This window comes from Paramylibacter ulvae (genome assembly GCF_014652655.1).
GTDB lineage: Bacteria > Pseudomonadota > Alphaproteobacteria > Rhodobacterales > Rhodobacteraceae > Amylibacter > Amylibacter ulvae.
In genome coordinates, this window is sequence record NZ_BMZF01000009.1 from 81,207 (window position 1) to 106,057 (window position 24,851).

A 24,851-nucleotide genomic window follows, 5' to 3' on the forward strand; every position below is an offset into this window, starting at 1 on the left:
GATCAAAAGAACAAAAACGAAAAAAATCGCGCTCTACCATTTGTGATTTTCTCCTTGCGGACATCCGTGGGACACCCGTATGACATGTGTCGGACATCCGTCGGACAGGTCGTCGGGCAAAGAGGGACAAAAATGGGTAACGTAAATTACGCTGATCTGGCCAAATCCATTGACAGTTTAACATCGGGCGAATCCGATCAGGTGGCATTAATGGCAACAGTCGCCTGCGAGGTACATCATGCCGATGATCGGTTTGATTGGACGGGGTTTTACCGCGTGGTTGAACCCGATCTGATGAAAATCGGCCCGTATCAGGGCGGGCACGGATGTTTGGTGATCCCATTTTCGCGTGGTGTGTGCGGCGCGGCGGCCCGTTCGGGTGAAACGCAATTGGTGGCGGATGTGAATGCGTTTGACGGGCACATCGCCTGTGCCAGTTCCACGCAATCCGAATTGGTAATTCCCGTTTATGATCGCGCGGGTGAATTAATCGGGGTGTTTGATATCGACAGCGATCAGCCAGGTGCGTTTACGCAAGCGGATGCGGATGCATTATCCGCGATCTTAAAATCGACATTTGGATAGGGGCGCAAATCTGCGCCCCCAAAATTATTTCACTGCTGCGATGACACAGATTTCAACCAAAATATTTGGCGCGGCCATATCGGCCTGAATGGCGGCGCGCGCGGGTTTGCCAGAATCGGCAACCCATGCATCCCAAACCGCATTCATTTCGCCAAACTGTGCCATATCTTTGATGATGATGGTGGCGGATAGAATGTGATCCTTGTCCGATCCCGCGGTGGCGAGCAGGGATTCAACCTTGGCCAGCACTTGTTGTGTTTGGGTGGTGATATCGGCGTTGAAATCATCGGCGACTTGCCCCGCCAAATAGGCAGTGTTGCCGTGAACAACAAGTTGCGACATGCGTTGGTTTGAATCGTGACGGGTGATGGACATGGGTTGTTTTCCTTTGGTTGACTTGCCAAAGGATTAGGTCAGAAATTTACGCCTGTCTAGCGTAACACGCCGCGTATTTTTTGCGCACGCGCATAGAGCATGAGCGCAAGCGCGATGATGAATATAACGATGGAAATAATCACGGCCTCTGGCCCCATAATTTCATATGCTTTCACTTCTGCCAGAACCAAGTTGTGGAATGTGGTGATGATCATCGCAATGAATGAAATGATAAATGCCGTCACCGCAAAGCGCGAGCGCAGCAGCAAAAGGATTGACCCTGCCACAGACGCCCAAACCGCCAGCGCCCAAGTGCCATCGGCCCATGCGGGAAAGCTGTGAAAAAACGCAAGCTGTTCCGGGGTGAAACTGGCAAGATAAGCCTCGTTACGGGTTTGTGTCATGACATAATCAAGCGCTCCGAAACTATTCCAAATCAGAGAGACAATGCCGATCAGCCAGATATGCCAAGGTGTACGCATAAGGGGATGGTAGCAAAGGTTGAGGGTTGGGGCAAATGGGGGGTGGTTCGCAACTTTTCAGCGATTGCCATAGGGAAGGAATTACTTCAGACTTACACGTATGGCGTTTGGTATATTTATTCATAAATCTGATTCAATTTACGATGATGTCCCATCTGAACGATACCAGTTTCCCAAGCAATATTTGTCTCGTGCAAAACAATGCGAGGGCGACTGGGTTGTCTATTTAGAGCCGAGTAAAGTTAAGAGCACCAAAGGTTATTTTGCTGTCGCAAAAGTCCAAGAAATTATCAAAGACCCTACACATGACGATATGTTTTTAGCGATTATCGCACCTAGCTCATATCTTGACTTTGGCGATCCTGTTTCATTTAGGCAGAATAATGAAGTTGTCGAAACAGGGTTATTGAATGCACATGGGAATATTTCCGGACGTGCCCAAGCCGCGGTAAGGCCGTTGTCCGCAGAAGACTTTGCGCGCATTGTTGAAAAGGGCTTGGGGCGAGAAGAAGATATTTTACCCCGTGAAGGTGAGCACATCCCTAGCGAAGGATTTAACGAACAACAATTACCTTTTCAGCGCATACCGGCGCGCGAAAGGGTACTGCAAATTTCCAATCGAGCCGTGCGCGATCGTAACTTTCGGAAAAACGTGTTACGAGTATACGGCGAACGCTGTGCCATAACTGGGCTGCGGCTTATCAACGGTGGCGGGCGTGCAGAAGTGGAAGCGGCCCATATCAGGCCAGTAGAATATAATGGCCCTGATATTGTGAGTAATGGATTGGCTTTGTCGGGTACCGCACATTGGATGTTTGATCGTGGCCTTGTTGGGCTGTCCGATGATCTAACGATACTTGTATCTCGTCAAAGCAACGACATTGAAGCAGTAAACAATATGATTAATTCGTCTGGCAAACTATTGGCACCAGAGCGTCTTGCCAATCAGCCAAGATCAGAATTTATTAAGTGGCATAGGGAAAACTGTTTTAAGAACTGATTTCGCTGTGAGAGATTTTCTCGCTCTCAGAGCTTGAAAAACCAAACAAAAAAGGCCCCGCAAATGCGAGGCCTTCCTAATTTTCAGAGTTTTCGAAAACCTTAGTCTTCTTTTTTCTCCGCGGCGATTTCTTCGCCTGTTTCTTGATCGACAACTTTCATAGACAAGCGCACTTTGCCGCGGTCATCAAAGCCCATCAATTTCACTTTTACTTTTTGGCCTTCTTTCACCAAATCGTTGGGGTGGTTTACACGCTCGTTCGCCATTTGGGATACGTGCACCAGACCGTCACGTTTACCAAAGAAGTTTACGAATGCGCCGAAATCCATCACCTTGACCACGGTGCCAGTGTAGACTGTGCCCACCTCTGGTTCTGCGGCGATTGACATGATCATTTCGCGGGCTTTTTCGATTTGCTCGCCGTTTGAAGATGCAATCTTGATCACGCCGTCGTCGTTAATGTCGACTTTGGCGCCTGATACTTCACAGATTTCACGGATAACCTTGCCGCCAGAACCAATCACTTCGCGGATTTTTTCTGGGTTGATCTGGATGGTTTCAATGCGCGGTGCATGTTCAGAGAAGGAACCCGCCTCTGTCAGTGCATTCGACATTTCACCAAGGATGTGCAAACGGCCATCTTTGGCCTGTGCCATCGCTTTTTCCATGATTTCAGGTGTGATACCCGCGACCTTAATATCCATTTGCAAAGATGTGATACCGTTTTCAGTACCCGCAACTTTGAAATCCATATCGCCAAGGTGGTCTTCGTCGCCCAAGATATCTGTCAAAACAGCATATTCGCCGTTTTCTTCCAAGATCAAGCCCATGGCAACACCCGCAACAGGTGCGCGCAATGGAACACCCGCATCCATCATGGACAAAGAGCCACCACAAACAGACGCCATTGATGACGAGCCGTTTGATTCAGTGATCTCTGATACCACGCGGATTGTGTATGGGAATTCGGTTGCTGGTGGCAAAACCGCCTGCAATGCGCGCCATGCCAATTTACCGTGACCGATTTCACGACGACCTGGGCCCATCATACGACCACATTCACCAACGGAATATGGAGGGAAGTTATAGTGCAACAAGAATGGTGAGCGGTATGTACCGTTCAGCGCGTCGATCATTTGTTCATCATCGCCTGTGCCCAATGTAGTCACAACCAAGCCTTGCGTTTCACCGCGTGTGAACAATGCAGAACCGTGTGTCCGTGGCAAAACGCCAGTTTCAGAAACGATTTGGCGCACAGTTGACAGATCACGGCCATCGATACGCTTGCCCGTTTTCACGATGTCACCGCGAACAACCTCTGCTTCGAGCTTTTTCATGCAAGAACCAAGGTTCGCATCTTCGAGCTGTTCTTCTGTAAGCGCTTCTTTGATGGTTTCGCGTGCCGCAGAAATTGCAGCGGTGCGTTCTTGTTTGTCTGTGTTTGCGAATGCAGCACGAACAGCCTTTTCACCAGCTTTTTTCACAACAGCGTACAGATCGGAATAATCTGGCGCTTGGAAATCAAATGGTTCTTTAGCAGCGTCTTCGGCCATGTCGATAATCATATCGATCACAGGCTGAATTTGTGCGTGAGCAAAGTTAATCGCGCCCAGCATTTCAGATTCTGACAATTCGTATGCTTCTGATTCAACCATCATCACAGCGTCTTTGGTGCCGGCAACAACAAGATCCAGACGTTGTTCTGGTTTGTTGCGGATATCGTGCATATCATCAACAGTTGGGTTCAAGATGTAATCGCCATCTTCAAAACCAACGCGACATGCGCCGATTGGGCCACGGAACGGTGCGCCTGACAATGTCAGCGCCGCAGATGCCGCGATCATTGCAACCATGTCTGGGTCATTGACCAGATCGTGTGACAATACGGTCAATGTCACCTGTGTTTCATGTTTGAAACCGGGTACGAACAATGGACGAATTGGGCGGTCGATCAAACGTGCGGTAAGTGTTTCTTTTTCTGTTGGACGCGCTTCGCGTTTGAAAAAGCCACCTGGGATTTTACCCGCAGCGTAATATTTTTCTTGGTAATTCACAGTCAGCGGGAAGAAATCCATTCCCGGCTTTTCTTTCTTGGCGAAAACCACCGCAGCCAAAACAGATGTTTCGCCCAATGTGGCGATAACGGTGCTGTCAGCTTGGCGGGCAATCTTGCCTGTTTCCAGTGTTAGGGTTTCTTCGCCCCACTGGATTGATTTTTTAACTTCGTTAAACATGTATCGTTTCCTAACGAGGGAGCACTCCTTGGCCTTCCAAGGTCTCCCGATCTAAATGGTGGCCCCATTGCCACCGACCTCAATCCTATTTCATGTGCCGAGGTCAAAGCATCACGTCTCAGATAGGCGGGCGTATACAGGGAAAACACCTCTATGGGAAGGGGTGTGAATTTTGATGGTATATTTTGAAGGAAAAAGGCGAATACGGAATGCCCAATGATATTAAAAAGCAGAAAATGGGAATAGTACCGAATTTGAATATCGGCACATGGTTGGATGAGAAAACAGATTGGAACATCTAGCGCTACCGCGCTCTGGGCGGTTTCATATAACCCATAAAAAACGCCCGCTCAAAAGAGACGGGCGTTGATCGTTTGATACGAATGTATCGTAACGTTTAGCGGCGGATGCCAAGGCGTTTAATCAAGTCTTGGTAACGCGCTTCGTCTTTGCCACGTGTGTAGTCCAACAGTTTACGACGCAGCGCAACCATTTTCAAAAGACCACGACGTGAGTGGTTGTCTTTCTTGTTGGTTTTAAAGTGCTCTGTCAGTGTTGAAATACGTGATGTCAGGATCGCAACTTGAACTTCGGGTGAACCAGTGTCGCCCGGTTTTGTTGCATATTCTTTTATCAATTCAGCTTTACGCTCTGGTGTTATCGACATCGGGGTCTCCTTAAAAGGTTAGCGTTATGGCGCAATCCGGGATGTCGTCCAGAAAGGCCCTTGGAGTATCCAAAATGAATCGGATTTGCGGCATATAGTGTGGATTGCGCTAAATTGAAAGCGGAATCATTTTTGTACGGTCTGTGGGCGTTTGCGCGTCAGCACAATCAAGTTTGATATGAACAACACGCCAATCACCAATCCGCCACCGATCAATGCAGATGTATGGGGTTCTTCTCCGATCACGAACCAGACCAATAATGGTGCAAGAACGGATTCCAGTAATATGATGACCGCCACCTCGGCGGATGGAATGTATCGTGGGCCGATGGCCAGCATTGCCGTGCTGATCGCAATGAAAACACCGCCATGTAAAATTACAAAAATCCAATCATCATTGGGGACGTTGAACGGTTGGCTAAACGGGATTAACAAAATACCACACGCCAGATATGCCACCGCCGCCATCGGCACCATCGATACCGATTTTTTCTGTCGTGCCACGGTCAGGCCAAGCGAAAATATCGCCGCCACGCCCAATGCCGCCAGATCACCCCAAATATTGCTGCCTTCTTGGCCAAGCGAGCCATAGCCGATGATGATAAGTCCGATCATAACCAACCCGATGGTCCATGCCATGCGTTTGCTGATGCGTTCACCCATTAACAGCCAGCTATAAAAAGCGGCGAACACGGGCAGGGAAGAGATGATGAATACAGTGTTGGCAACGGTGGTCAGGCGCACCGACAGGACGAATAAAATCGACGCACCAGCGGCACATACGGCATAGATTAAACCAGCCTTGCCCGCGGCGCGAATGGCTTTGAGTGTTTGACCGCGATGTAATATCAACATCGCAATCAACATCACCCCACCGCACAGCACATTGCGCCACATGGTGACGGTCATTGTACTGGCATCAATCAGGCGCACAAACAGCGCATCTGGCACGATACAAAGCACGCCAAATACGGTAATTAACAAGCCTTTGGTTTGATCATTCATGGCGCCAGACTTCGGCGATTATCCGCAAGGAGTAAAGCCATTATTTGCGTGGCTTGATTATTAGTGCTTGGATAGGTTCATGAAACAATTGCTGGCAATGTTTTTGATCGTTTGGGCGACAAGCGTTGGCGCGGATGAATTTGAAATTCATACGGCGGGGGAATTTGGCCAGCTTGCAGGCACATTTTATCAGGCAAGTGACGACGCACCTGTTTTGTTAATTATTCCCGGATCAGGTCCGATAAATCGTGATGGACAAAAACCCCCCGCACTTGGGCTGGGTGTGTATCACAAAATGGCGAATGAAATGGCGTCGCGGGGTATTTCAACGCTGCGCATTGATAAGCGCGGCAGTTATGGCTCCGCAGGTGCGATTCGCAACGACGATGATTTGCGCATTGCAGGATATGCAAATGACGTGCGCGTCTGGATTGATCGCATTGCGCGTAATCGCTGTGTTTGGGTGCTAGGCCATTCAGAGGGGGGATTGGTCGCATCTGTTGCGATGCGCCAATCCGATGCAAATGTCTGTGGCGTGATTTTGGCGGCGTCCGCAGGGCGCGAAATTGATCTGGTGCTGCACGATCAATTGACCCGCTACACCCGTAGCAAACGGATTTTGCGCAAAATCGAGGGGGCGATCGATGCGATGAAACGCGGAGAATTGGCGGATCAAGACGATATTCCCATTACGCTACGCGATTTATTTTCACCCGTGAACCAAGCCTATTTCATTGATTGGATGACATATGATCCGATTGCGGTGGTGGAAAGCCTGACGATACCAATTCTGATCATTCAAGGTGACACGGATGTGCGGATTAAACCCAAAGATGCACGCAACCTCGCACGCTCATTACCCCATGCGACATTGCGTATTTTTGACGGCGTCAATCATGTGTTTCAGGAAACGGATTTAACGTTCCCGCCGTCATCCTTGCCGTTGTCGCCCTTGGTAATGGATGAAATTTCTCATTTTATCTTAAGCGGGGGTTAATCCCAGCTTTCCAATTCTTTGGCGTAACCGATGTAAAGAGGGTGTTTTGGATGCCCTGCCTTGGACAGCCCCAAATGGGTAAGCGGGCGCGATTGTGCGCGTAACAACCGTTCCACGATCTCGCCGCGTCCCAAGTGTTCACCGTGCGTACCCCAGGCACAAATCACCGTATCCGCCCATGCGGCACCATCCAAAATGGTGGCGTCGTTATGGACCCCAACTGGATCGGATTGCGCACGCATATCGCGTGGGTCGGTGGCACGATATGCGAAAATATTTGTGACCCGAAACGCCCCAAACCCAAGGGCGCGTGCACGCCGTTCACAGCGTTCCACGGTGGGATCATTTTGCACCTCTGTCGCGGTGGATGGGTTGAGCATTACGAACAATGCGCGTTTGCCCGCTTCATCCCACACCCTCGTCAACGCGTAACGATATTGTTCGCAATCGGAATAGATCGCAATCGATGGGGCATCGCCCTTGGTGTGGCTTCGGGTGATCATGCGGGAACGAAGACGCGGTTGGGGTGCAATTCACCCGCCTTGTAAACGCCCACGGCAATGGGTTCGCCGTTACAGGCCACCCATGCCTCGTCGCCGTAATCCAAATTGGATGCGATCACCAATGCAGGGTTGCCATTGCGCAGCTTTGCCGCCGCCTCTGGTGTGCATGAAAGCTGTTCCAGATCATGCAGTCCCGTTTCCATCGGCAATAAATGATCGCGAAGAGCAGGATCTTTGGCTAGATTTTCGATGGTTTCAAGCGTGATGCAATCGGACAATTCAAACGGGCCAGACCAAATGCGGCGCAGCGATTTCACGTGACCATAACAGCCAAGTGCCGCGCCCAGATCACGGGCGATGGATCGCACATATCCACCCTTGCCACAGACCATTTCAAGCGTGACGTGATCCGCATCATCGCGTGATACAATTCGTAATTCTTCGACGAATAGGGGGCGGGGCTGAATTTCAAAATCATCACCATCACGCGCCAATTTATATGCACGCTGTCCATCAATTTTCACAGCTGAAAATTTGGGTGGGATTTGCATGATGTCGCCAGTGAATTGAGCCAGTGCCGCACGGATGTCATCATCGCTGGGGCGTAGGTTTGATTGTGCGATCACTTCGCCTTCTTCGTCATCGGTGTTGGTCGCCTGACCTAGGCGCACGATGAATGTGTAGGCCTTGGTCGCATCGGTGATGTAGGGCACGGTTTTTGTCGCCTCGCCCAAGGCTATGGCCAGTACACCCGTTGCATCGGGATCAAGCGTGCCGGCATGGCCAGCTTTTTGTGCATTCATTGCCCATTTTACCTTGTTCACCATCGCGCTTGATGTAATGCCGCTTGGTTTATCAACCACCAACCAGCCATCCACGCGATCACCTTTTTTACGCCGTGCCATTTTTTACCAATTCTTGTTTGCGTTTATCCCAATATGCCGACACTTCGTCGAACACTTGGAAATCCATGGGGTAAATATCGATCAACATGTCTTCGATTTCTGGGACAATCAATTTATTTGGATCGACGGTTTTGTTCGAAATATTGCGTCGTGGTACATCGTACATCGCTTGTGCAAAATCAGGCGCGATATCGTGCATTAACGGTGGCAATTGCCAAATCATTCCTTCCAGCGTGATCACGTTGAAATTAAACGGAGTGACCTGTTTCAACCGCAACAATTGTGGTTTCCAATGCCAATTTGGTTTGTGTTTGGTTTTGGGATCAAAGGTTTTCTGGATATATTGTAACACGCGGACACAGTTTTCTTGGTGGGTGTCGATGTTATCGTCCGCGTTCAAATCGATCAAGTTACGGCGCAAGATGCTGCGCTGAACTTTGCTGTCACTGCCCATTATTTTATCGAAATAGAGCGATGTGAAACGATCAATCGGATTGCGAATAATAATGAATTTATGCGTGGCGGCCATAATTTCATCATTGCTTGATGCTGTCGCAAGAATGTTTTGATCGTCATCGCGCCCATCCAAATTGCGCAATACATGGTTCATATATGTACAGCCGCATTTGGTGATTTGGCGATAAAGGATCGGATAGCGATAGGTTGTGGTCAGCTTCTTACCATAATTTGGTGGCGGCGAGGCATCATGAAAACGTGCAAGCGATCGAATCTGACGGGTCAGCATATCGGATTATTCGTCGTCTGTTGCGATGTCTTTGACAACCTTGTCTTGGGACAACAGGCGGCGCGTTTCGTCCAAATTGTCAAAAGTCGTATCTAAAACGAACTTTAGCTTTGGGGAAAATTTCAACGTCACGGCCTTGTTCATCGCACGGCGAATTTCATAGGTGTTGCGGTTAAGCGCAGCAATCACCGCCTCTGCATTGATACCACCAAGGGGCAACACAAACACAATCGCAGTTTTGAGATCGGGCGTTGGACGGACCTCGCCAACCGTGATGGATACATGGGCCAATTCTGGGTCATGGATGTCCCCACGTTGCAGCGTTTCTGCAACCGCACGGCGGATCAATTCGCCGACGCGTAATTGGCGTTGGCTTGGGCCTTCTGGTGAAAAATCGTTGCGTTTTGCCATGGTGTGTATCCTTTTCGCGCCCATTTATGCGCTTTGGCGATCTATCGCAAGGCAGGCTTTGCCATTCGCGCAAACCCATTGTAAAGGATTTGCAGCAGAATTGGAGATTTAATCATGTCAAATAAAACAGCGATTGCAATTGTGGGTGCATCAGGGCGCATGGGTCAGATGTTGATCAAGGCTGTTTTGGACAATGATAATGCCACATTGGCGGGGGTCACAGAACGCGCTGGGCATGATTGGATTGGACAGGATTTGGGGCAATGCATGGGCGGGGCGCCGATTGGGGTGATCGTGTCGGATGATCCTTTGGAAGTGTTTGCAAAATCCCAAGCAATCATTGATTTCACCGCACCAGCGGCCACAATTGCCCATGCTGAACTGGCAGCACAGGCACGCGCCGTGCATGTGATTGGCACGACGGGGTTTGCGCCGGATGATTTGAAAAAGCTATCCGCCGCTGCGCGTCATGCGCCGATCATTCGTGCGGGCAATATGTCATTGGGTGTGAACCTGTTGACCAAGTTAACCCAAAAAGTCGCACAAGCACTGGATGCAGATTTCGATATCGAAATTGTGGAATCACATCACAAACACAAGGTCGATGCGCCATCAGGTACGGCATTGATGCTGGGCGAGGCCGCGGCGGCGGGGCGCGGCGTTACGTTGGATGATGTTTCCGATCGGGGTCGTGATGGCATTACGGGTGAGCGCAAACGTGGTGATATTGGATTTCATGCGATACGTGGCGGCGATGTTGTGGGCGAACATGATGTGATTTTTGCAGCAGATGGCGAACGGATTGTGCTGCGCCATTTGGCAACAGATCGCAATATATTCGCACGCGGCGCGGTCAAGGCCGCGTTATGGGGGCAGGACAAAGGCCCAGGTGAATATGATATGATGGATGTGCTTGGACTTTAATCCGCTATTTCATTCACCTTTTTGTAATCGGTGATGAATTTGTCAATCAACATGGTAAGCGCATCAAATTCATCCTGTTCAGGCTGTGCGGCATCAAACCCGCCAAAAGAAGCCCAAGTTGTACTGGCCAATTTCACCGACAAGTCGCGAGACAAAAGAACGGTTTGTTTCAACATTGCAGACACACGCCATGTGCATCCGTTGGATTGTGTGCCAGAAAATGATGCGCTGAATTGGGGTTTCCCCGGTGTGTTTTCCAATTCTTCTTTGGTTAATATTGGAATGCCAGCCTTGGTCATCGCATCGGTGACGTAACCTTGTAATTGTTGGCCAAATTTACCGCCATCATCCGTTGGGCCGCGCACTCCGTCCAATTTGAAATAAACCCCTGGTAGGTTTTTTAATGGTGCGAGCTTATCGCTGATTTCCATCTTTTCGTAATCGGGCGAGTCAGTGTACACCTGTAATTGTGGTGTTGTGGGTTGTTCGATTTGGTTGAAATTTGCGGGACAAACGATTGGGGTATCGGGATGAATTGGTGGTTGCCGTCGCGCCAGTGATACGCGATCCAATTCGTAAAACACGCTTTGCGCGCGCGCGAAATCGGGTTCTTCGACAAGGCGGGTAATGAATGATCGTTGGGGGTTACACAGCCCATCATGCAGACAGGCCGCCAAATCAATGCGGCTTTGTTCCCACATCAACCAAAACCGGTTTGTTTCGTTCTGTGCTTGTGTGGCGACAGCGGTGCATGAAAACACGCCAACAATCATCACCCTTAAAATAATATGTATCAATGTCAGCCCCGTACAGTTGACTGACTTGTTAATTTAACAGTGTTTACGGTTGGTAAAATTCCGCCACTTTGCACAGAATGATTGCGCGGATTTGTTTTAAATTTGAACGCATCCACTCAAAAATCGGAGGTGATGCCTTTTCTTTCCCAATCGCCAAATCGGGTTGGCTCGGGGCCTTCACGCCCGCCCAGCTCGGTGGCACGCGGTTTTGCGGTTTCCGCCGCTTTGCGCTCTGCTGCTTCGGTTAGGGCGCGTTTGGCCGCCGCTTTGATTTTTTCGTCTTTATCGGTCATGCGTGCGATATAACCTGTCTTGCATTCATGCAAAAGCCCTGTTGTTGTCGCAACTGTTACGCTACAGGGTGCGTTGAAAGGAATATTCGATGGCAAAACAAGGTTTAGAGGCACGCAAAGCAGCTGCAAAGTTATTGAACGCGGTGCTGAATGAGCAACGTTTGTTGTCCGAGGTGTTGGATCGTCGTGATGGTCCACTGGTTGGGTTAGCACCAGCAGAACGCGCACGCGCGCAATCATTGGCAACAACAACTTTGCGATACCTTGGACGGCTTGACGCCGTTTTGGCACGGTTTTTAACCAAACGCCCGCCGCCCGCAGTTCATAATATCCTGCGTCTTTGTGCCGCCGAATTGTTGATTGATGGCATTGCGCCACATGGAGCGGTTGATGCGGCTGTCACCTTGGTCAAAAGTAATCGCCGCACCAGCCATTTTTCTGGGCTAACCAATGCGGTTGCGCGAAAATTGGTGGCCGATGGTGCACAGCATTTTGACGGACAAGCGCCACAGCATCTACCAAAAGAATTCCGTCAGCATATGATAGGCATTTATGGTCGCGAAATCACCGATGCAATCGAAGCTGCACATGAACAGGGCGCACCTGTTGATATTTCGCTCAAGGATGCATCGCGGTTGGATGAATTCGCTGATCGGTTGGATGCTGAAATCCTGCCCACGGGTGGGCTGCGGATGTATCACAATGCACAGATATCCGCACTCGATGGATTTGATGCGGGCGATTGGTGGATACAAGATGCCGCCGCAACAATCCCAGCGCGATGCTTTGGTGATTTGTCGGGCAAGCGGGTGTTGGATTTATGCGCCGCGCCCGGTGGTAAAACCATGCAATTGGCCGCGATGGGCGCGGATGTGACATCCCTTGATATATCGAACTATCGCATGAAACGTGTGCGTGAAAATTTGAAACGCACGGGGTTGATTTCCAATTTGGTTGTTGCAGATGCGATGGAATGGGAACCAGATATGCAGTTTGATGCAATATTGATCGACGCACCCTGCTCGGCGACGGGCACAGTGCGCCGCCATCCAGATTTGCCGCTGTTGATAGATCAGTTGAACTTATTTGCGCTGGTTGAATTGCAACAGGCAATGGTGTCCAAGGCGCTGACATGGTTAAAACCAAGCGGTGAAATCGTGTTCAGTACCTGTTCATTATTTGCCGAAGAAGGCGAAGATCAATCCGATTGGTTGGTTGCGGGAGACAATGGATTAACCCATCAATCATTGGCGTCGGCGGATTTGGGATTGCCAAGTGATGCCGCCACAGCAAACGGTGATTTACGGCTTCGCCCCGATTTTTGGGCGGCAGAGGGCGGCATGGATGGATTTTTCGTAGCAAAATTTCAGATGAACGCGTAAACTTGTCAAAATAACGCGCCAAGTAAACTGGCGGATAACAACAGGCAGCGCATCATGGGGTTTATCGGAACTGATATTGGCAATGCTATTGCGGCGCAATTAACCCGTTTCGCGCGCCCTGCCAAAGCGTTCGTTTCATATCCACAGCCAAAATCAATTGGTTTACCCAATCGCGGGATGCAATTGATTTCTGGAAATTTTTTATTCGCAGGTGAACTGGTTGTCGTGCCAGATGGTTCCATTTGGGATGCCGAACCAAAAACATCTGCATTCGCGAAGGACATCCACGGGTTTGCGTGGCTGGATGATTTGGTGGCACTTGGCACCAAGGACAGCAAAGCAATATCAAAAGATTGGCTCTGGCATTGGATTGAACATTGCGGATCTGGCGCTGGCGCTGGCTGGTCGCCACACATCACAGGGCGGCGTGTGATCCGTTGGGTCAATCATGCGTTGTTGCTGTTGCAAGGCGAACCTGCTGAACGTTCCGTACAGTATTTCAAATCCTTGGGTCATCAGGCCAGTTTTCTGTCGCGGCGATGGAAAGCAGCACCCGTTGGATTACCACGGTTCGAGGCATTGGTTGGCTTGGTTTATTGTGGGCTCGCGCTTGAAACAAAGACGAACCTTTTGGAACCCGCGTTGCGCTCGTTGGGTGCGGAATGCCAGAAAAGCATTCAAAGCGATGGCAGCATTCAGTCGCGCAATCCAGAGGAATTGTTGCAAATTTTCACCCTGTTAACGTGGGCGGCTCAATCGTTAAGTGATGCGGGGCACGTTCCACACCGCGAACATCTGTTGGCAATGGAACGTATCGTGCCAACGCTGCGCGCGTTGCGGTTGGGCGATGGGGGATTGGTGTATTTCCACGGTGGTGGACGTGGACGCGAAGGGTTGCTAGATCAAACGCTGGCGGATGCGAGCATTCGTCTTGATGCCTATCCGCTGGGGGGTATGGGTTACGCACGGCTTTCACAGTCGGGTGTCACTGTTTTGGTGGATACAGGGGATCAGCCCACGGGTGCATTGGCGCATAACAGCCCACTTGCGTTTGAAGTATCGGCCGGAAAATATCCGATATTCGTAAATGTCGGACCCGGGCATTATTATGGCGAAGAATGGCATTCGGCCAGCGCAGAGGTGGGTGCGCATAATACCGTTTCAATTCTTGGCAAAGCGCCTGAAAAAAATGCAGAGATGGGTAAGAATGGCGAAATTCCCCGCCCTGTTGTTACGCATAGCGAAAACGAAGAATATCAAATGCTAGTCTGTAAACACAGCGGATATGTACACACACATGGACTGGAACATTTTCGCACGATTGATGTGGCGCGAAATGGGCGCATCATCCGTGGGCGCGATCGTTTGGTCGCCGAAGGCGCGGATGCCACCAATCGGTTCGACAATTGGATGACGTTTCACGGCAAATATTCCATGCCGATAAACGCTCATTTTCATATCCATCCCGATGTGGATGCACAAATTGGCATGAACGGACGCGCGGTTTCATTGCATTTGCCCGACGGAACGGTCTGGGTTTTCCAAAGCAAGAATTCAAAAATCGAAATTCAAGACAGCGCATATGTCGAAGATGGCCGATTAAAAATGCGTGCGACCAAACAGATTGTGGTAACTTCGCAAGCAACCGATTATGAGGGCAGCATAAGTTGGAGCCTGACCCGCGGATAATGCGGGTTTGCTTGGCCAATCTGCATTGGTCGGGCATCATGACAAAGGAATGGAAATGTCAAACGACCTTGTGAAAATGCGCCGCGCGCTGCTGTCTGTATCTGATAAAACGGGGCTGATTGATTTGGCCAAAGCGTTGAATGACAAGGGCGTGGAGTTATTGTCCACAGGTGGTACCGCCGCCGTAATTCGTGAAGCTGGCCTGCCTGTCAAAGACGTTTCCGAAATAACTAGTTTTCCCGAAATGATGGATGGGCGCGTGAAAACACTGCACCCAATGGTACATGGTGGATTGCTCGCACTTCGCGATAACAAAGACCACGTTGCCGCAATGGATGAACATGGAATTGGTGCGATCGATCTGTTGGTTGTGAACTTGTACCCGTTCGAGGAAACTGTGGCAAAGGGTGGCGATTACGAGGATTGCATCGAAAACATTGATATCGGTGGCCCTGCGATGATCCGTGCGGCATCCAAAAACCATGGTTTTGTCACCACGGTTGTTGATGTTGAAGATTATGCGCGTTTGTTGGAACAACTTGATGCAAACGATGGTGCTACATCACTGGCGTTCCGCCAAGAACTTGCACAAATCGCATATGCGCGCACAGCTGCATATGATGCGGCCGTTTCCACATGGATGGCCGATGCGATTGGCAATAACGCACCACGTCGCCGCGCAATCGCGGGCACGTTCGTGCAAGAAATGCGTTACGGTGAAAACCCACATCAAACCGCAAGCTTTTATTCCGATGGATCAACCCGCGCGGGCGTTTCAACCGCCAAGCAACATCAAGGTAAAGAGCTTTCATACAATAATATCAATGATACGGATGCGGCATTTGAATTGGTTGGCGAATTTGATCCAGCAGATGGCCCAGCGGTTGCGATTATCAAACACGCAAACCCATGTGGTGTATCACGCGGTGCCACATTGGTCGAGGCGTATGAAAACGCATATAACTGTGATCGAACATCTGCGTTTGGTGGGATCGTTGCATTGAACACAACGCTAGACGCCGAAACCGCAACCAAGATCGTTGAGATTTTCACCGAAGTGGTGATCGCCCCCGATGTGACGGATGAGGCCAAGGCAATTTTTGCAGCCAAGAAAAACCTGCGATTGTTAACAACCGGTGGTTTGCCAGATGTGAAATCAGGCGGGCAAACTTGGCGTCAGGTATCGGGTGGATATCTGATTCAGGATCGTGATAACGGCGCTATAGATTTGGAAGATCTCAAGGTTGTGACCAAACGCGCACCAAGTGATCAAGAAATGCAAGACATGCTATTCGCATGGAAGGTTGCAAAACACGTGAAATCAAACGCGATTATATATGTGAAAGACGGTGCAACGGTTGGTGTCGGCGCTGGGCAAATGAGCCGTGTTGATTCCACACGTATCGCCGCACGCAAATCCGAAGATATGGCAGAAGCAATGGGTATGGATGCGCCATTAACGCAAGGGTCGGTTGTGGCATCTGATGCGTTTTTCCCGTTTTCGGATGGGTTGCTTGCGGCGGCGGCCGCTGGTGCAACTGCGATCATTCAACCTGGTGGTTCCATGCGCGATGACGAAGTGATCAAGGCCGCGGATGATGCAGGGCTTGCAATGGTGTTCACTGGCATGCGCCATTTCCGCCACTGATCCATGATACCACGCGCCCTTATCATCGCTGCAATCACGTTTTTGATTGATCAATTTACCAAATGGTACGTCGTTTGGCATCTGGATTTGATCAATCAGCGCGCGATTGATGTGTTGCCGCCCGTGTTGAATTTTCGCATGGGCTGGAATGAGGGCATTAATTTTGGATTGATGTCTGGTCTGTCGGCAAGATGGTTTTTGATCATTCTGGCGATGGGCATCAGCATCGGTATATTGATTTGGGCGCGTCAATTTACGGGATGGTTGGCGGCGGCATTGGTTGGATTGATCGTGGGCGGTGCAATGGGTAATGCGCTTGATCGTGTTTTGCACGGCGCCGTTGCCGATTTTTTAAACATGTCATGTTGTGGGTTTTACAATCCATATTCATTCAATGTGGCAGACATCTGGGTTTTCGCCGGTGCCATTGGATTAATAATCTTTGGCGAACGGTTGCCCAAACGGGCGTGACCTTTGATTTGAAATGCGTTAATGATGCTGCGAACAGGTAATTTAGGTTTGATAATGATGGCGAAATCAGCGGTTATATTGGCAGGCATTGCTGTGTTTTCTTTGGCGGCATGTAGTGGCGCTGGCAAAAGCAGTAAAGGCCCAGATGAATTTGCCGTGGTGCCAACTAAACCTTTAACCATGCCCGATGATTTGAACGCATTGCCAGAGCCACGTCCCGGCGCGCTCAGCCGTGTTGATCAAGAACCAAACAAAGATGCGGTTGCCGCACTTGGTGGGAATGGCGCCGCATTAGACGGAAATCTGATCCGTTCCAGCGAACAGACATTATTGCGCAGCGCTCAGCGGTACGGTGTTGATCCATCCATCCGATCAACCCTTGCGACCGAAGATTTGAAACAGCGCAAAGACAATCCGCCGCGCGTTTTGGAACGCCTCGCTGGGTACAGCAGCACAATCCGAGCCTATACTAAATTTGAGTTAGACGCAGATCGTGAATTGATACGTTTGCGCCGTTTGGGCGTACGCACACCAACGGCACCACCCGCCGAATAAAATTATTCTCACATTCGCGTAAGTTGGGCTTGCATCATTCAGGTGGTGCAATACGTTTGGCGTGAAATAACCTTCGGAGCAAATATGTTCATTCGTCGCCTTTTCGTCGTTGTGACGACATTGATAATTCCCACTTTTGCCATGGCAGACAATGAAAATGTCACCACGTTTATGTTGGACAACGGTATGCAAGGGGTGGTGATCGAAGACCACCGCGCACCTGTTGTGACACATATGGTCTGGTACAAGGTAGGCGCCGCAGACGAAGCGCCCGGAAAATCGGGCATTGCACATTTCTTGGAACATTTGTTGTTCAAGGGAACGGATAAAATGGAAGCGGGTGAATTTTCACAGATTGTTGCTGCCAATGGTGGTTCGGAAAATGCATTCACCAATCAGGATTATACAGGATACTTCCAACGTATCGCGGCGGATCGATTGCCATTGATGATGGAACTCGAATCGGATCGTATGCAGGGGTTGAAATTGACCCAAGAAGAAGTGTTGCCCGAACGCGATGTAATTATCGAAGAACGCAATTCGCGCACCGAAAGCAACCCAAGCGCGTTGTTTAGCGAACACCGCACGGCGTTGATGTATGACAATCACCCATACGGCATTCCTGTGATTGGCTGGATGCATGAAATGCAACAGCTAAGCCGCGAGGACGCGCTAGCATTTTACAAAACCTATTATGCGCCAAACAATGCAATTTTGATTGTTGCAGGCGATGTAGAACCTGACGAGGTTAAGGAATTAGCCCAGAATTATTATGGCGCATTGACACCATCAACAACGATTCCCGAACGCGTTCGCCCCGCAGAACCACCCCATCGCGCCGCTGTACGCACCGTGTTTGAAGATCCGCGTGTGCGCCAACCATATGTCATTCGTAACTATGCTGCGACAAACCGTAAGGCTGGCGATCAAAAAGAGGCGGCGGCACTGACCCTGTTTGTGGAACTGTTTGGCGGTTCAGGTGTGACTTCGTTTATGGGGCAGCGCATGCAGTTGGACAAAAAGATTTCGATCAACCAAGCAGCATTTTACGATGGCGTTTCATATGATCCAACTTCGCTCGGGATCTACGCCGTGCCCGCGCCTGGGGTTGGCTTGACCGAACTGGAGTCAGAGCTAGACGCAACTATTGCTGCTTTCTTAGAAGAGGGAGTGGATACCGACCATTTGGCCCGTTTGAAAACGCAAATTGCCGCCTCTGAAATTTATGCGCTTGATGATCAAAGTGGGCTTGCCCGCCGATACGGCGAGGCATTGACCGCAGGCTTAACAATCGAAGATGTACAAGGTTGGTCGGATGCACTTCAAGCGGTCACCCCTGACGATATCATGAATGCCGCCCGCAATGTGTTGAACGACAAAGCATCCGTAACAGGATGGTTGGTGGCAGATAAGGAATCCGCAAAATGATCCGTGTTTTTATAAGTTGCATCGTATTTTTCATCACGGCAATTCCAAGTTTTGCAGAGGTGAAAATCCAAGAAGTCACCTCGCCAAATGGTATCAAGGCGTGGTTGGTGTCTGAGCCGTCTATTCCCATGATCGCATTCGACATCGCGTTTCGCGGTGGTGCCAGTTTGGATAATGATGAGAAAAGCGGTGCGACATACCTGATGGCCGCAACATTGGAAGAGGGTACAGGCGACATGGACGCAGCTGCATTCTTGCGTGCATCTGAAAGTATGGCCGCACGATTTGGGTTTAGTGCGAGCCGCGATTCGGTTTCCATCACCGCAGAAGTTTTGAAATCAAATGCAGCAGAAGCATTGGATTTGTTAAAACAAGCGATCACAAAGCCCGCATTTAACAAGGTAGCCGTTGATCGCGTAAAGGGACAAATTTTATCTGGGCTTGCATCAGATGAAACCGACCCTGATGCCATTGCGGGCAAAGCGATGCGCGAATTGTCATTCCCAAATCACCCTTATGCACGTGGTAAAGAGGGCACCATTGAAACGGTTCAAACCTTAACACCTGATGATATGCGTGTTGCGCATCAAAACGCTATGGCGCTTGATCGTATCTTTATCGGTGTTGTTGGTGACGTCACCGCCGAAGAACTTGGCCCGATGTTGGATATATTGTTGGGAGATTTACCCGCGACTGGTGCGCCGATGCCAACCAAAACACCGTTTGGCGCAACGGGTGGTACAACGGTTGTTGAATTCGATACACCACAAGCACAGGCATTATGGGCGCAAGCGGGACTTGATCGCCATGATCCCGATTTTTTCGCAGCCTATGTAATGAACCGCATCTTGGGTGGCGGCGGATTTACTTCACGCCTGACGGAAGAGGTGCGTGAAAAACGTGGCCTTACCTATGGTGTTTATTCCTATATCGCGTCTGGAGAATTTGGTGATTACATTGGCGGGTCTGTCGCATCGGCCAACGGGCGCATCAAAGAAGCATTGGATGTTATTCGCGTTGAGTGGGCACGCATGGCCGATAGTGGCGTAACGGCGGATGAATTGGAGGCGGCGAAAACATATTTAACCGGCGCATATCCATTGCGGTTCGACGGCAACAGCCAAATCGCGGGCATTTTAGCAGGAATGCAATCGCAAGATTTGCCCATTGATTACATTGCCACGCGCAATGATCAGGTCAACGCGGTGACGATGGATGACGTGTCGCGTGTGGCAAAACGATTGTTAAAAACGGATGAATTGCGTTTTGTTGTGGTTGGCAAACCAGAGGGCGTTGCGAGTACAGATTGATCTGATTGTTATGGCGTGAGTACATTGGTTTATGCTATCCCTAGTGGTATGAGCCAAGCAAATCCCAATATAAGCGCAAATCAACCGCAAATCCGCCAGTTGGACGAAGCGGCGGCGAATCGCATCGCTGCAGGGGAGGTTGTGGAACGGCCGAGTTCGGCGGTGAAGGAGTTGGTCGAAAACGCAATTGATGCACAGGCCACGCGTATTGAAATCGCCTATGCGGATGGTGGAAAAACCTTGATCCGCGTGACCGATGATGGGCATGGCATCGCGCAAGATCAATTGGCGCTGGCATTGTCGCGCCATGCAACATCGAAAATCGATGGGTCAGATTTGTTGAATATCCATACATTTGGGTTTCGCGGCGAGGCATTGCCATCCATGGGTGCTGTTGGTCGTTTGACGATCACGTCACGCGCACAAGGTGCGGATAGTGCTGCGCAAATCGCGGTGAATGGTGGTGATATCGAATCCGTGCGACCAGCGGCATTGGCCAAAGGCAGCGTTGTTGAATTGCGCGATTTGTTTCATGCAACACCAGCGCGGCTCAAGTTTTTGCGCACGGATCGATCTGAATCGGGCGCGATCAGCGATGTTGTGAAACGTCTTGCGATGGCAGAACCCCATATCGGGTTTATCCTGCGCGATGTTTCGGGGGGGGGCGAGGGGCGCATCGTATTTCGCGCCGACCCATGCAATGGTGATTTATTCGAAGCGTTGCATTCACGCCTGCGCACAATTTTGGGCAAAGAATTTGCTGAAAACTCCATTCTGATTGATGCTGAACGCGAGGGAATGACCCTGACAGGTTACGCAAGTTTGCCAACCTATTCGCGTGGTGCTGCGGTGGCGCAATATCTGTTTATCAACGGGCGCCCCGTCAAAGACAAAGTTTTGATTGGCGCATTGCGCGCTGCCTATTCCGATTTTCTAAGCCGCGATCGTTATCCGGCCGTTGCGTTATTTATCGAATGCGATCCAGAACGGGTGGATGTAAACGTGCACCCTGCCAAGGCAGAGGTCCGTTTTCGCGAACCAGGCGTGGCACGAGGATTGCTGGTATCAGGTTTGCGCCATGCGTTGGCGGGGGCAGGGCACCGCGCATCATCGACGGTGGCCGATGCAACGCTCGGAGCGTTTCGTCCAGAGCAACGCCCGACCGCGCCGATATATCAAATGGATCGCCCGTCGCAATCGGCGTTGCGGGTTAATCATATGGCGCAACAACAGGGGTTTAACGATTCTGTAACGGGGTATTCTGGCCGTGTGGAAATGCCAACAGATACGGTTCAGTTGGATGAAACATCTCACGGGGATCATCCATTGGGTGCGGCGCGTGCACAAGTTCATGAAAATTACATTATTGCACAAACTAATGATGGCATGGTGATCGTGGATCAACATGCGGCGCATGAACGTTTAGTTTATGAAAAGCTGAAAAAACAGATGGCGCAAAATGGTGTTGCGGGGCAGGCTCTGTTGATCCCAGAAATCGTCGAATTGTCAGAATCTGATCGCCAAACGATTTTGGATGCAGCATCCCAGTTGGCAGAGTTTGCATTGGTTATCGAAGAATTTGGCGGCAATGCGGTGGCCGTGCGTGAAACGCCCGCAATCTTGGGCGAGGTGAACGCCAAGGCAATGTTGCACGATATTTTGGACGAGTTGTCCGATCTAAACCAAACACAAAGCGTGAAAGATAAGATCGAGGCGATATTGTCACGCGTTGCCTGTCACGGTTCCATTCGTTCTGGGCGCATTATGCGCGGCGAAGAAATGAACGCGTTGCTGCGCGAAATGGAGGTAACACCCCATTCGGGTCAGTGCAATCATGGCCGCCCGACATATGTTGAATTGAAACTGTCCGATATCGAACGATTGTTTGGGCGCACATGATACAGATTGGCGATATCATTTTGGATTTTAATCAACCGATTATTATTGCTGCGTTGATCGGTGGGGTTCTGTTTTTAGCATTGTTAATTATGGTGTTTATGGCGCTGCGTGCCTCGGCGCGATCCGCACGGGCTATGGAACCATTGGCATTTCAAATGGGACAGCTTGGCGAAAGCGTGCGTGGATTGAATGACAACCAACACCAGCTGACCGGTGGTTTGCAACATGTATCCGACGCACAGGCCAAGGCGCAGGCGCAGATGTTGGAAACGGTTGAACGCCGCCTTGAAGAAGTACAACGCAATATGGGTGACAGCTTGCATGGCACCGCCACGCGTACGGCGCGTTCGTTGGGCGAACTGCATACACGACTTGAAACCATCGACAAGGCACAGACAAATATTGAAAAATTGTCAGGCGACGTTTTGTCGTTACAAGACATTTTGTCCAACAAACAAACGCGCGGTGCGTTTGGTGAAATTCAATTGAACGACATTGTAACCAAGGCATTAACGCCAGAGGCGTATAAATTTCAAGCGACGCTGTCGAATGGGAAACGCGCCGATTGTTTGATCAACCTGCCCAATCCGCCAGGCCCCATCGTTATCGATTCCAAATTCCCGCTAGAGGCATACGAAGCATTGCGCAATGCGAAGACCGATGCGGATGTCCAGCGTGCGGGGCAATTTATGCGAAGCTCGCTTCGCAAACACATCAAAGATATATCCGAGCGTTACATCATTGATGGCGAAACGGCGGATGGCGCATTGTTGTTTTTACCATCCGAGGCTGTTTACGCAGAATTGCACGCCAATTTCCCAGAAGTTGTGCGCGAGGGGTTCGATGCACGAGTTTGGATCGTGTCCCCCACCACATGTATGGCGACATTGAATACCATGCGTGCAGTTCTCAAGGATGCACGGATGCGCGAACAGGCGGGCGCAATTCGCCGTGAATTGGGCGCACTTTATAAAGATGTCGATCGACTGGGGACGCGTGTTGAAAACCTAGATCGTCACTTTGGACAGGCGGCAAAAGACGTGCAGGAAATCAAGATATCCGCAACCAAGGCAGGTACACGCGCCAAGCGACTTGATGCGTTTGATTTCGAGGAAATCGCCGAGGAAAAAGCGGCGGATGTATTAAAGTTGCAACGCTAATGATCGATGTCGCGCTGATTTTGGCTGCGACGCTATATACAATCCACAAATCGTTTGGATCGCCTAAAATGCACAGAACAGAATAAGGGTGTTCTCGCATGTCCATGGTCAAAAATCACGCGCTTCGTTATGGACTTGCAAATGAATTGCACGCACGTCCATTTCCACAAGTTGATGCACCAAGTGTGGTGGGATATGTCGCGTTTATGGATGACGGCGATCATCACAAATTTCTGTCCGAGCTGTTACAACGATTTGGTGCCACGGCAATTCCACGCGATGCAACGCATCATTTTTGCGAATTGGGTGGCGCGATTTTAAAATGGGAAAAGCACACTGAATTTGTAACCTATACGCTCATTAAATCCATTGCGGGCAAAGTCGGTTTTGACATCGCGGGATATGAATTATTTCCCAACGATTGGTTGGCCAATGTGCAATCCACGGTGATCACATCCGTGAGTGTTGTTGTTCACCCAAGCGATGCAACCATAAATGTTGAAAAAACCGCACAACAATTTTTCGCAGATAATTTGGTGTCCGAAAGTTTATCCGTTTCATATGTGGTCGATAAAACCGCCGTGGTTGCATCGGATTTTCGTATTGATACGGCGGATAACATTCGGTTTGTCATTTACCCAATTGGTCAGGTCGGGCGCAATCGGTTGGGCCGTATTTTGCAGCGGCTATTGGAAATCGAAACCTATAAATCCATGTCGATGTTAACCTTGCCCATCGCACGACAAGTATTTGCACAGCTGGAAGATTTGGATGCGGAATTATCCAACGCGGTGGACGGTCTGTCCGATGAACAAGGAAGTTCACAAGAGGCACTGGAAAAACTGCTGTCGATATCTGCGCGCATCGAAGAGCTGATTTCAAAACACGCGTTTCGTTTTTCTGCGGCGCGCGCATACAGCACATTGGTTAACCAACGCATTTCCGTTTTGCGCGAAGAACGGTTTTTGGGCCGCCAAACATTTTCGGAATTCATGATGCGCCGATTTGATCCTGCGATGCGTACATGCGAAGCGGCGTCAGAACGGCTTAAGGACATATCGCTGCGATCTGCACGAGCATCGGATTTGTTAAGCACACGTGTCAGCGTGCGCCAAACCAGCCAAAACCAGCGCGTATTGGCACGCATGGATGAACGCGCCGATATTCAATTGCGCCTTCAAGAAACGGTAGAAGGACTCTCCATCGTCGCGATTAGCTATTATGCCGTCAGCCTGATGTCATATCTGTTATCACCAATTGGCAGCAATTTGTTGGGTTGGGAAAAACACACAATCACGGCGATGTTGGTCTTGCCCGTGATTATCGTTGTGGCCATCGCAGTGCGGCGCATTCGCAACCGATTAATGGTGGTTTCGAAATAAACAT

25 protein-coding genes are annotated in these 24,851 nt (G+C 50.1%); 14 read left to right on the forward strand and 11 right to left on the reverse strand.

Features of this window, described 5'->3' with window-relative positions; genetic code table 11:
- Positions 1 to 132 precede the first annotated feature (132 nt).
- The gene (gene msrC / locus IE094_RS13485; RefSeq protein WP_189641241.1) at positions 133 to 585 is read left to right on the forward strand and encodes a free L-methionine (R)-S-oxide reductase MsrC; all 453 of its coding nucleotides are present in this window, start codon (positions 133 to 135) and stop codon (positions 583 to 585) included.
- Between the two features lie 24 nt (positions 586 to 609).
- On the opposite strand, the gene IE094_RS13490 is transcribed toward msrC, so the two are convergent.
- Positions 610 to 960, reverse strand: a complete 351-nt coding sequence (locus IE094_RS13490) for a RidA family protein (RefSeq protein WP_189641242.1) — start codon at positions 958 to 960, stop codon at positions 610 to 612.
- 56 nt (positions 961 to 1,016) lie between these two features.
- Positions 1,017 to 1,442: a hypothetical protein gene (locus IE094_RS13495; protein ID WP_189641243.1), complete on the reverse strand. Its 426-nt coding sequence runs from the start codon at positions 1,440 to 1,442 to the stop codon at positions 1,017 to 1,019.
- 100 nt (positions 1,443 to 1,542) lie between these two features.
- On the opposite strand from IE094_RS13495, the gene IE094_RS13500 reads away from it, so the two are divergent.
- Complete coding sequence (locus IE094_RS13500; RefSeq protein ID WP_189641244.1) at positions 1,543 to 2,442, forward strand: HNH endonuclease; 900 nt, start codon at positions 1,543 to 1,545, stop codon at positions 2,440 to 2,442.
- 101 nt (positions 2,443 to 2,543) lie between these two features.
- Here IE094_RS13500 and pnp read toward each other — a convergent pair whose 3' ends face one another.
- From pnp to IE094_RS13515, 3 genes are all read right to left on the reverse strand, one after another.
- Complete coding sequence (gene pnp / locus IE094_RS13505; RefSeq protein ID WP_189641245.1) at positions 2,544 to 4,676, reverse strand: polyribonucleotide nucleotidyltransferase; 2,133 nt, start codon at positions 4,674 to 4,676, stop codon at positions 2,544 to 2,546.
- A gap of 397 nt (positions 4,677 to 5,073) precedes the next feature.
- Positions 5,074 to 5,343 carry a 30S ribosomal protein S15 gene (gene rpsO / locus IE094_RS13510; RefSeq protein ID WP_189641246.1) on the reverse strand — a complete coding sequence of 90 codons (270 nt, stop codon included), beginning with the start codon at positions 5,341 to 5,343 and terminating at the stop codon, positions 5,074 to 5,076.
- 126 nt (positions 5,344 to 5,469) lie between these two features.
- Positions 5,470 to 6,348, reverse strand: coding sequence for a DMT family transporter (locus IE094_RS13515; protein ID WP_189641247.1), 879 nt, complete (start codon positions 6,346 to 6,348; stop codon positions 5,470 to 5,472).
- Positions 6,349 to 6,427: 79 nt separating this feature from the next.
- On the opposite strand from IE094_RS13515, the gene IE094_RS13520 reads away from it, so the two are divergent.
- Positions 6,428 to 7,345: an alpha/beta hydrolase gene (locus IE094_RS13520; RefSeq protein ID WP_189641248.1), complete on the forward strand. Its 918-nt coding sequence runs from the start codon at positions 6,428 to 6,430 to the stop codon at positions 7,343 to 7,345.
- Here IE094_RS13520 and IE094_RS13525 read toward each other — a convergent pair.
- The 4 genes from IE094_RS13525 to rbfA are packed head-to-tail and all read right to left on the reverse strand — an operon-like array spanning position 7,342 to position 9,909.
- Positions 7,342 to 7,848, reverse strand: a complete 507-nt coding sequence (locus tag IE094_RS13525) for a DUF1643 domain-containing protein (RefSeq protein ID WP_189641249.1) — start codon at positions 7,846 to 7,848, stop codon at positions 7,342 to 7,344. The genes IE094_RS13520 and IE094_RS13525 overlap by 4 nt on opposite strands.
- The gene (truB, locus tag IE094_RS13530) at positions 7,845 to 8,753 is read right to left on the reverse strand and encodes a tRNA pseudouridine(55) synthase TruB (RefSeq protein WP_189641250.1); all 909 of its coding nucleotides are present in this window, start codon (positions 8,751 to 8,753) and stop codon (positions 7,845 to 7,847) included. The genes IE094_RS13525 and truB overlap by 4 nt, the downstream gene beginning before the upstream one ends.
- The gene (locus IE094_RS13535; RefSeq protein WP_189641251.1) at positions 8,740 to 9,498 is read right to left on the reverse strand and encodes a sulfotransferase family 2 domain-containing protein; all 759 of its coding nucleotides are present in this window, start codon (positions 9,496 to 9,498) and stop codon (positions 8,740 to 8,742) included. The genes truB and IE094_RS13535 overlap by 14 nt, the downstream gene beginning before the upstream one ends.
- A gap of 6 nt (positions 9,499 to 9,504) precedes the next feature.
- On the reverse strand, positions 9,505 to 9,909 hold the full coding sequence (gene rbfA / locus IE094_RS13540; protein WP_189641252.1) for a 30S ribosome-binding factor RbfA: 405 nt from the start codon (positions 9,907 to 9,909) through the stop codon (positions 9,505 to 9,507).
- Positions 9,910 to 10,023: 114 nt separating this feature from the next.
- Here rbfA and dapB point away from each other — a divergent pair, with 114 nt between their 5' ends.
- Positions 10,024 to 10,833, forward strand: a complete 810-nt coding sequence (gene dapB / locus IE094_RS13545; RefSeq protein ID WP_189641253.1) for a 4-hydroxy-tetrahydrodipicolinate reductase — start codon at positions 10,024 to 10,026, stop codon at positions 10,831 to 10,833.
- On the opposite strand, the gene IE094_RS13550 is transcribed toward dapB, so the two are convergent.
- Both IE094_RS13550 and IE094_RS13555 read right to left on the reverse strand, forming a co-directional pair.
- Positions 10,830 to 11,630 (reverse strand): hypothetical protein, encoded by an 801-nt coding sequence (locus IE094_RS13550; RefSeq protein WP_189641254.1) that lies wholly within the window; start codon positions 11,628 to 11,630, stop codon positions 10,830 to 10,832. The genes dapB and IE094_RS13550 overlap by 4 nt on opposite strands.
- Before the next feature lie 116 nt (positions 11,631 to 11,746).
- Positions 11,747 to 11,923: a DUF1674 domain-containing protein gene (locus IE094_RS13555; RefSeq protein ID WP_189641255.1), complete on the reverse strand. Its 177-nt coding sequence runs from the start codon at positions 11,921 to 11,923 to the stop codon at positions 11,747 to 11,749.
- Positions 11,924 to 12,012: 89 nt separating this feature from the next.
- Here IE094_RS13555 and IE094_RS13560 point away from each other — a divergent pair, with 89 nt between their 5' ends.
- The 10 genes from IE094_RS13560 to IE094_RS13605 all read left to right on the forward strand — a co-directional run bounded on the left by IE094_RS13560 (position 12,013) and on the right by IE094_RS13605 (position 24,847).
- Complete coding sequence (locus tag IE094_RS13560; RefSeq protein ID WP_189641256.1) at positions 12,013 to 13,305, forward strand: RsmB/NOP family class I SAM-dependent RNA methyltransferase; 1,293 nt, start codon at positions 12,013 to 12,015, stop codon at positions 13,303 to 13,305.
- Between the two features lie 54 nt (positions 13,306 to 13,359).
- Positions 13,360 to 14,994: a heparinase II/III family protein gene (locus tag IE094_RS13565; RefSeq protein ID WP_189641257.1), complete on the forward strand. Its 1,635-nt coding sequence runs from the start codon at positions 13,360 to 13,362 to the stop codon at positions 14,992 to 14,994.
- A gap of 55 nt (positions 14,995 to 15,049) precedes the next feature.
- The gene (gene purH / locus IE094_RS13570; RefSeq protein WP_189641258.1) at positions 15,050 to 16,642 is read left to right on the forward strand and encodes a bifunctional phosphoribosylaminoimidazolecarboxamide formyltransferase/IMP cyclohydrolase; all 1,593 of its coding nucleotides are present in this window, start codon (positions 15,050 to 15,052) and stop codon (positions 16,640 to 16,642) included.
- A 3-nt stretch (positions 16,643 to 16,645) separates the two neighbouring features.
- Complete coding sequence (gene lspA, locus IE094_RS13575; protein ID WP_189641259.1) at positions 16,646 to 17,113, forward strand: signal peptidase II; 468 nt, start codon at positions 16,646 to 16,648, stop codon at positions 17,111 to 17,113.
- A gap of 21 nt (positions 17,114 to 17,134) precedes the next feature.
- Positions 17,135 to 17,668, forward strand: coding sequence for a DUF3035 domain-containing protein (locus IE094_RS13580; protein ID WP_229802349.1), 534 nt, complete (start codon positions 17,135 to 17,137; stop codon positions 17,666 to 17,668).
- Positions 17,669 to 17,752: 84 nt separating this feature from the next.
- The gene (locus IE094_RS13585; RefSeq protein ID WP_189641261.1) at positions 17,753 to 19,096 is read left to right on the forward strand and encodes a M16 family metallopeptidase; all 1,344 of its coding nucleotides are present in this window, start codon (positions 17,753 to 17,755) and stop codon (positions 19,094 to 19,096) included.
- Positions 19,093 to 20,406, forward strand: coding sequence for a M16 family metallopeptidase (locus IE094_RS13590; protein WP_189641262.1), 1,314 nt, complete (start codon positions 19,093 to 19,095; stop codon positions 20,404 to 20,406). The genes IE094_RS13585 and IE094_RS13590 overlap by 4 nt, the downstream gene beginning before the upstream one ends.
- A 48-nt stretch (positions 20,407 to 20,454) precedes the next feature.
- Entirely contained in the window at positions 20,455 to 22,305 is a 1,851-nt protein-coding gene (gene mutL / locus IE094_RS13595; protein WP_189641263.1) for a DNA mismatch repair endonuclease MutL, read from the forward strand.
- Positions 22,302 to 23,465 (forward strand): DNA recombination protein RmuC, encoded by a 1,164-nt coding sequence (locus IE094_RS13600; RefSeq protein ID WP_189641264.1) that lies wholly within the window; start codon positions 22,302 to 22,304, stop codon positions 23,463 to 23,465. Before mutL ends, IE094_RS13600 begins: the two co-directional genes overlap by 4 nt.
- A gap of 98 nt (positions 23,466 to 23,563) precedes the next feature.
- On the forward strand, positions 23,564 to 24,847 hold the full coding sequence (locus IE094_RS13605) for a DUF3422 family protein (RefSeq protein WP_189641265.1): 1,284 nt from the start codon (positions 23,564 to 23,566) through the stop codon (positions 24,845 to 24,847).
- Positions 24,848 to 24,851: the final 4 nt, after the last annotated feature.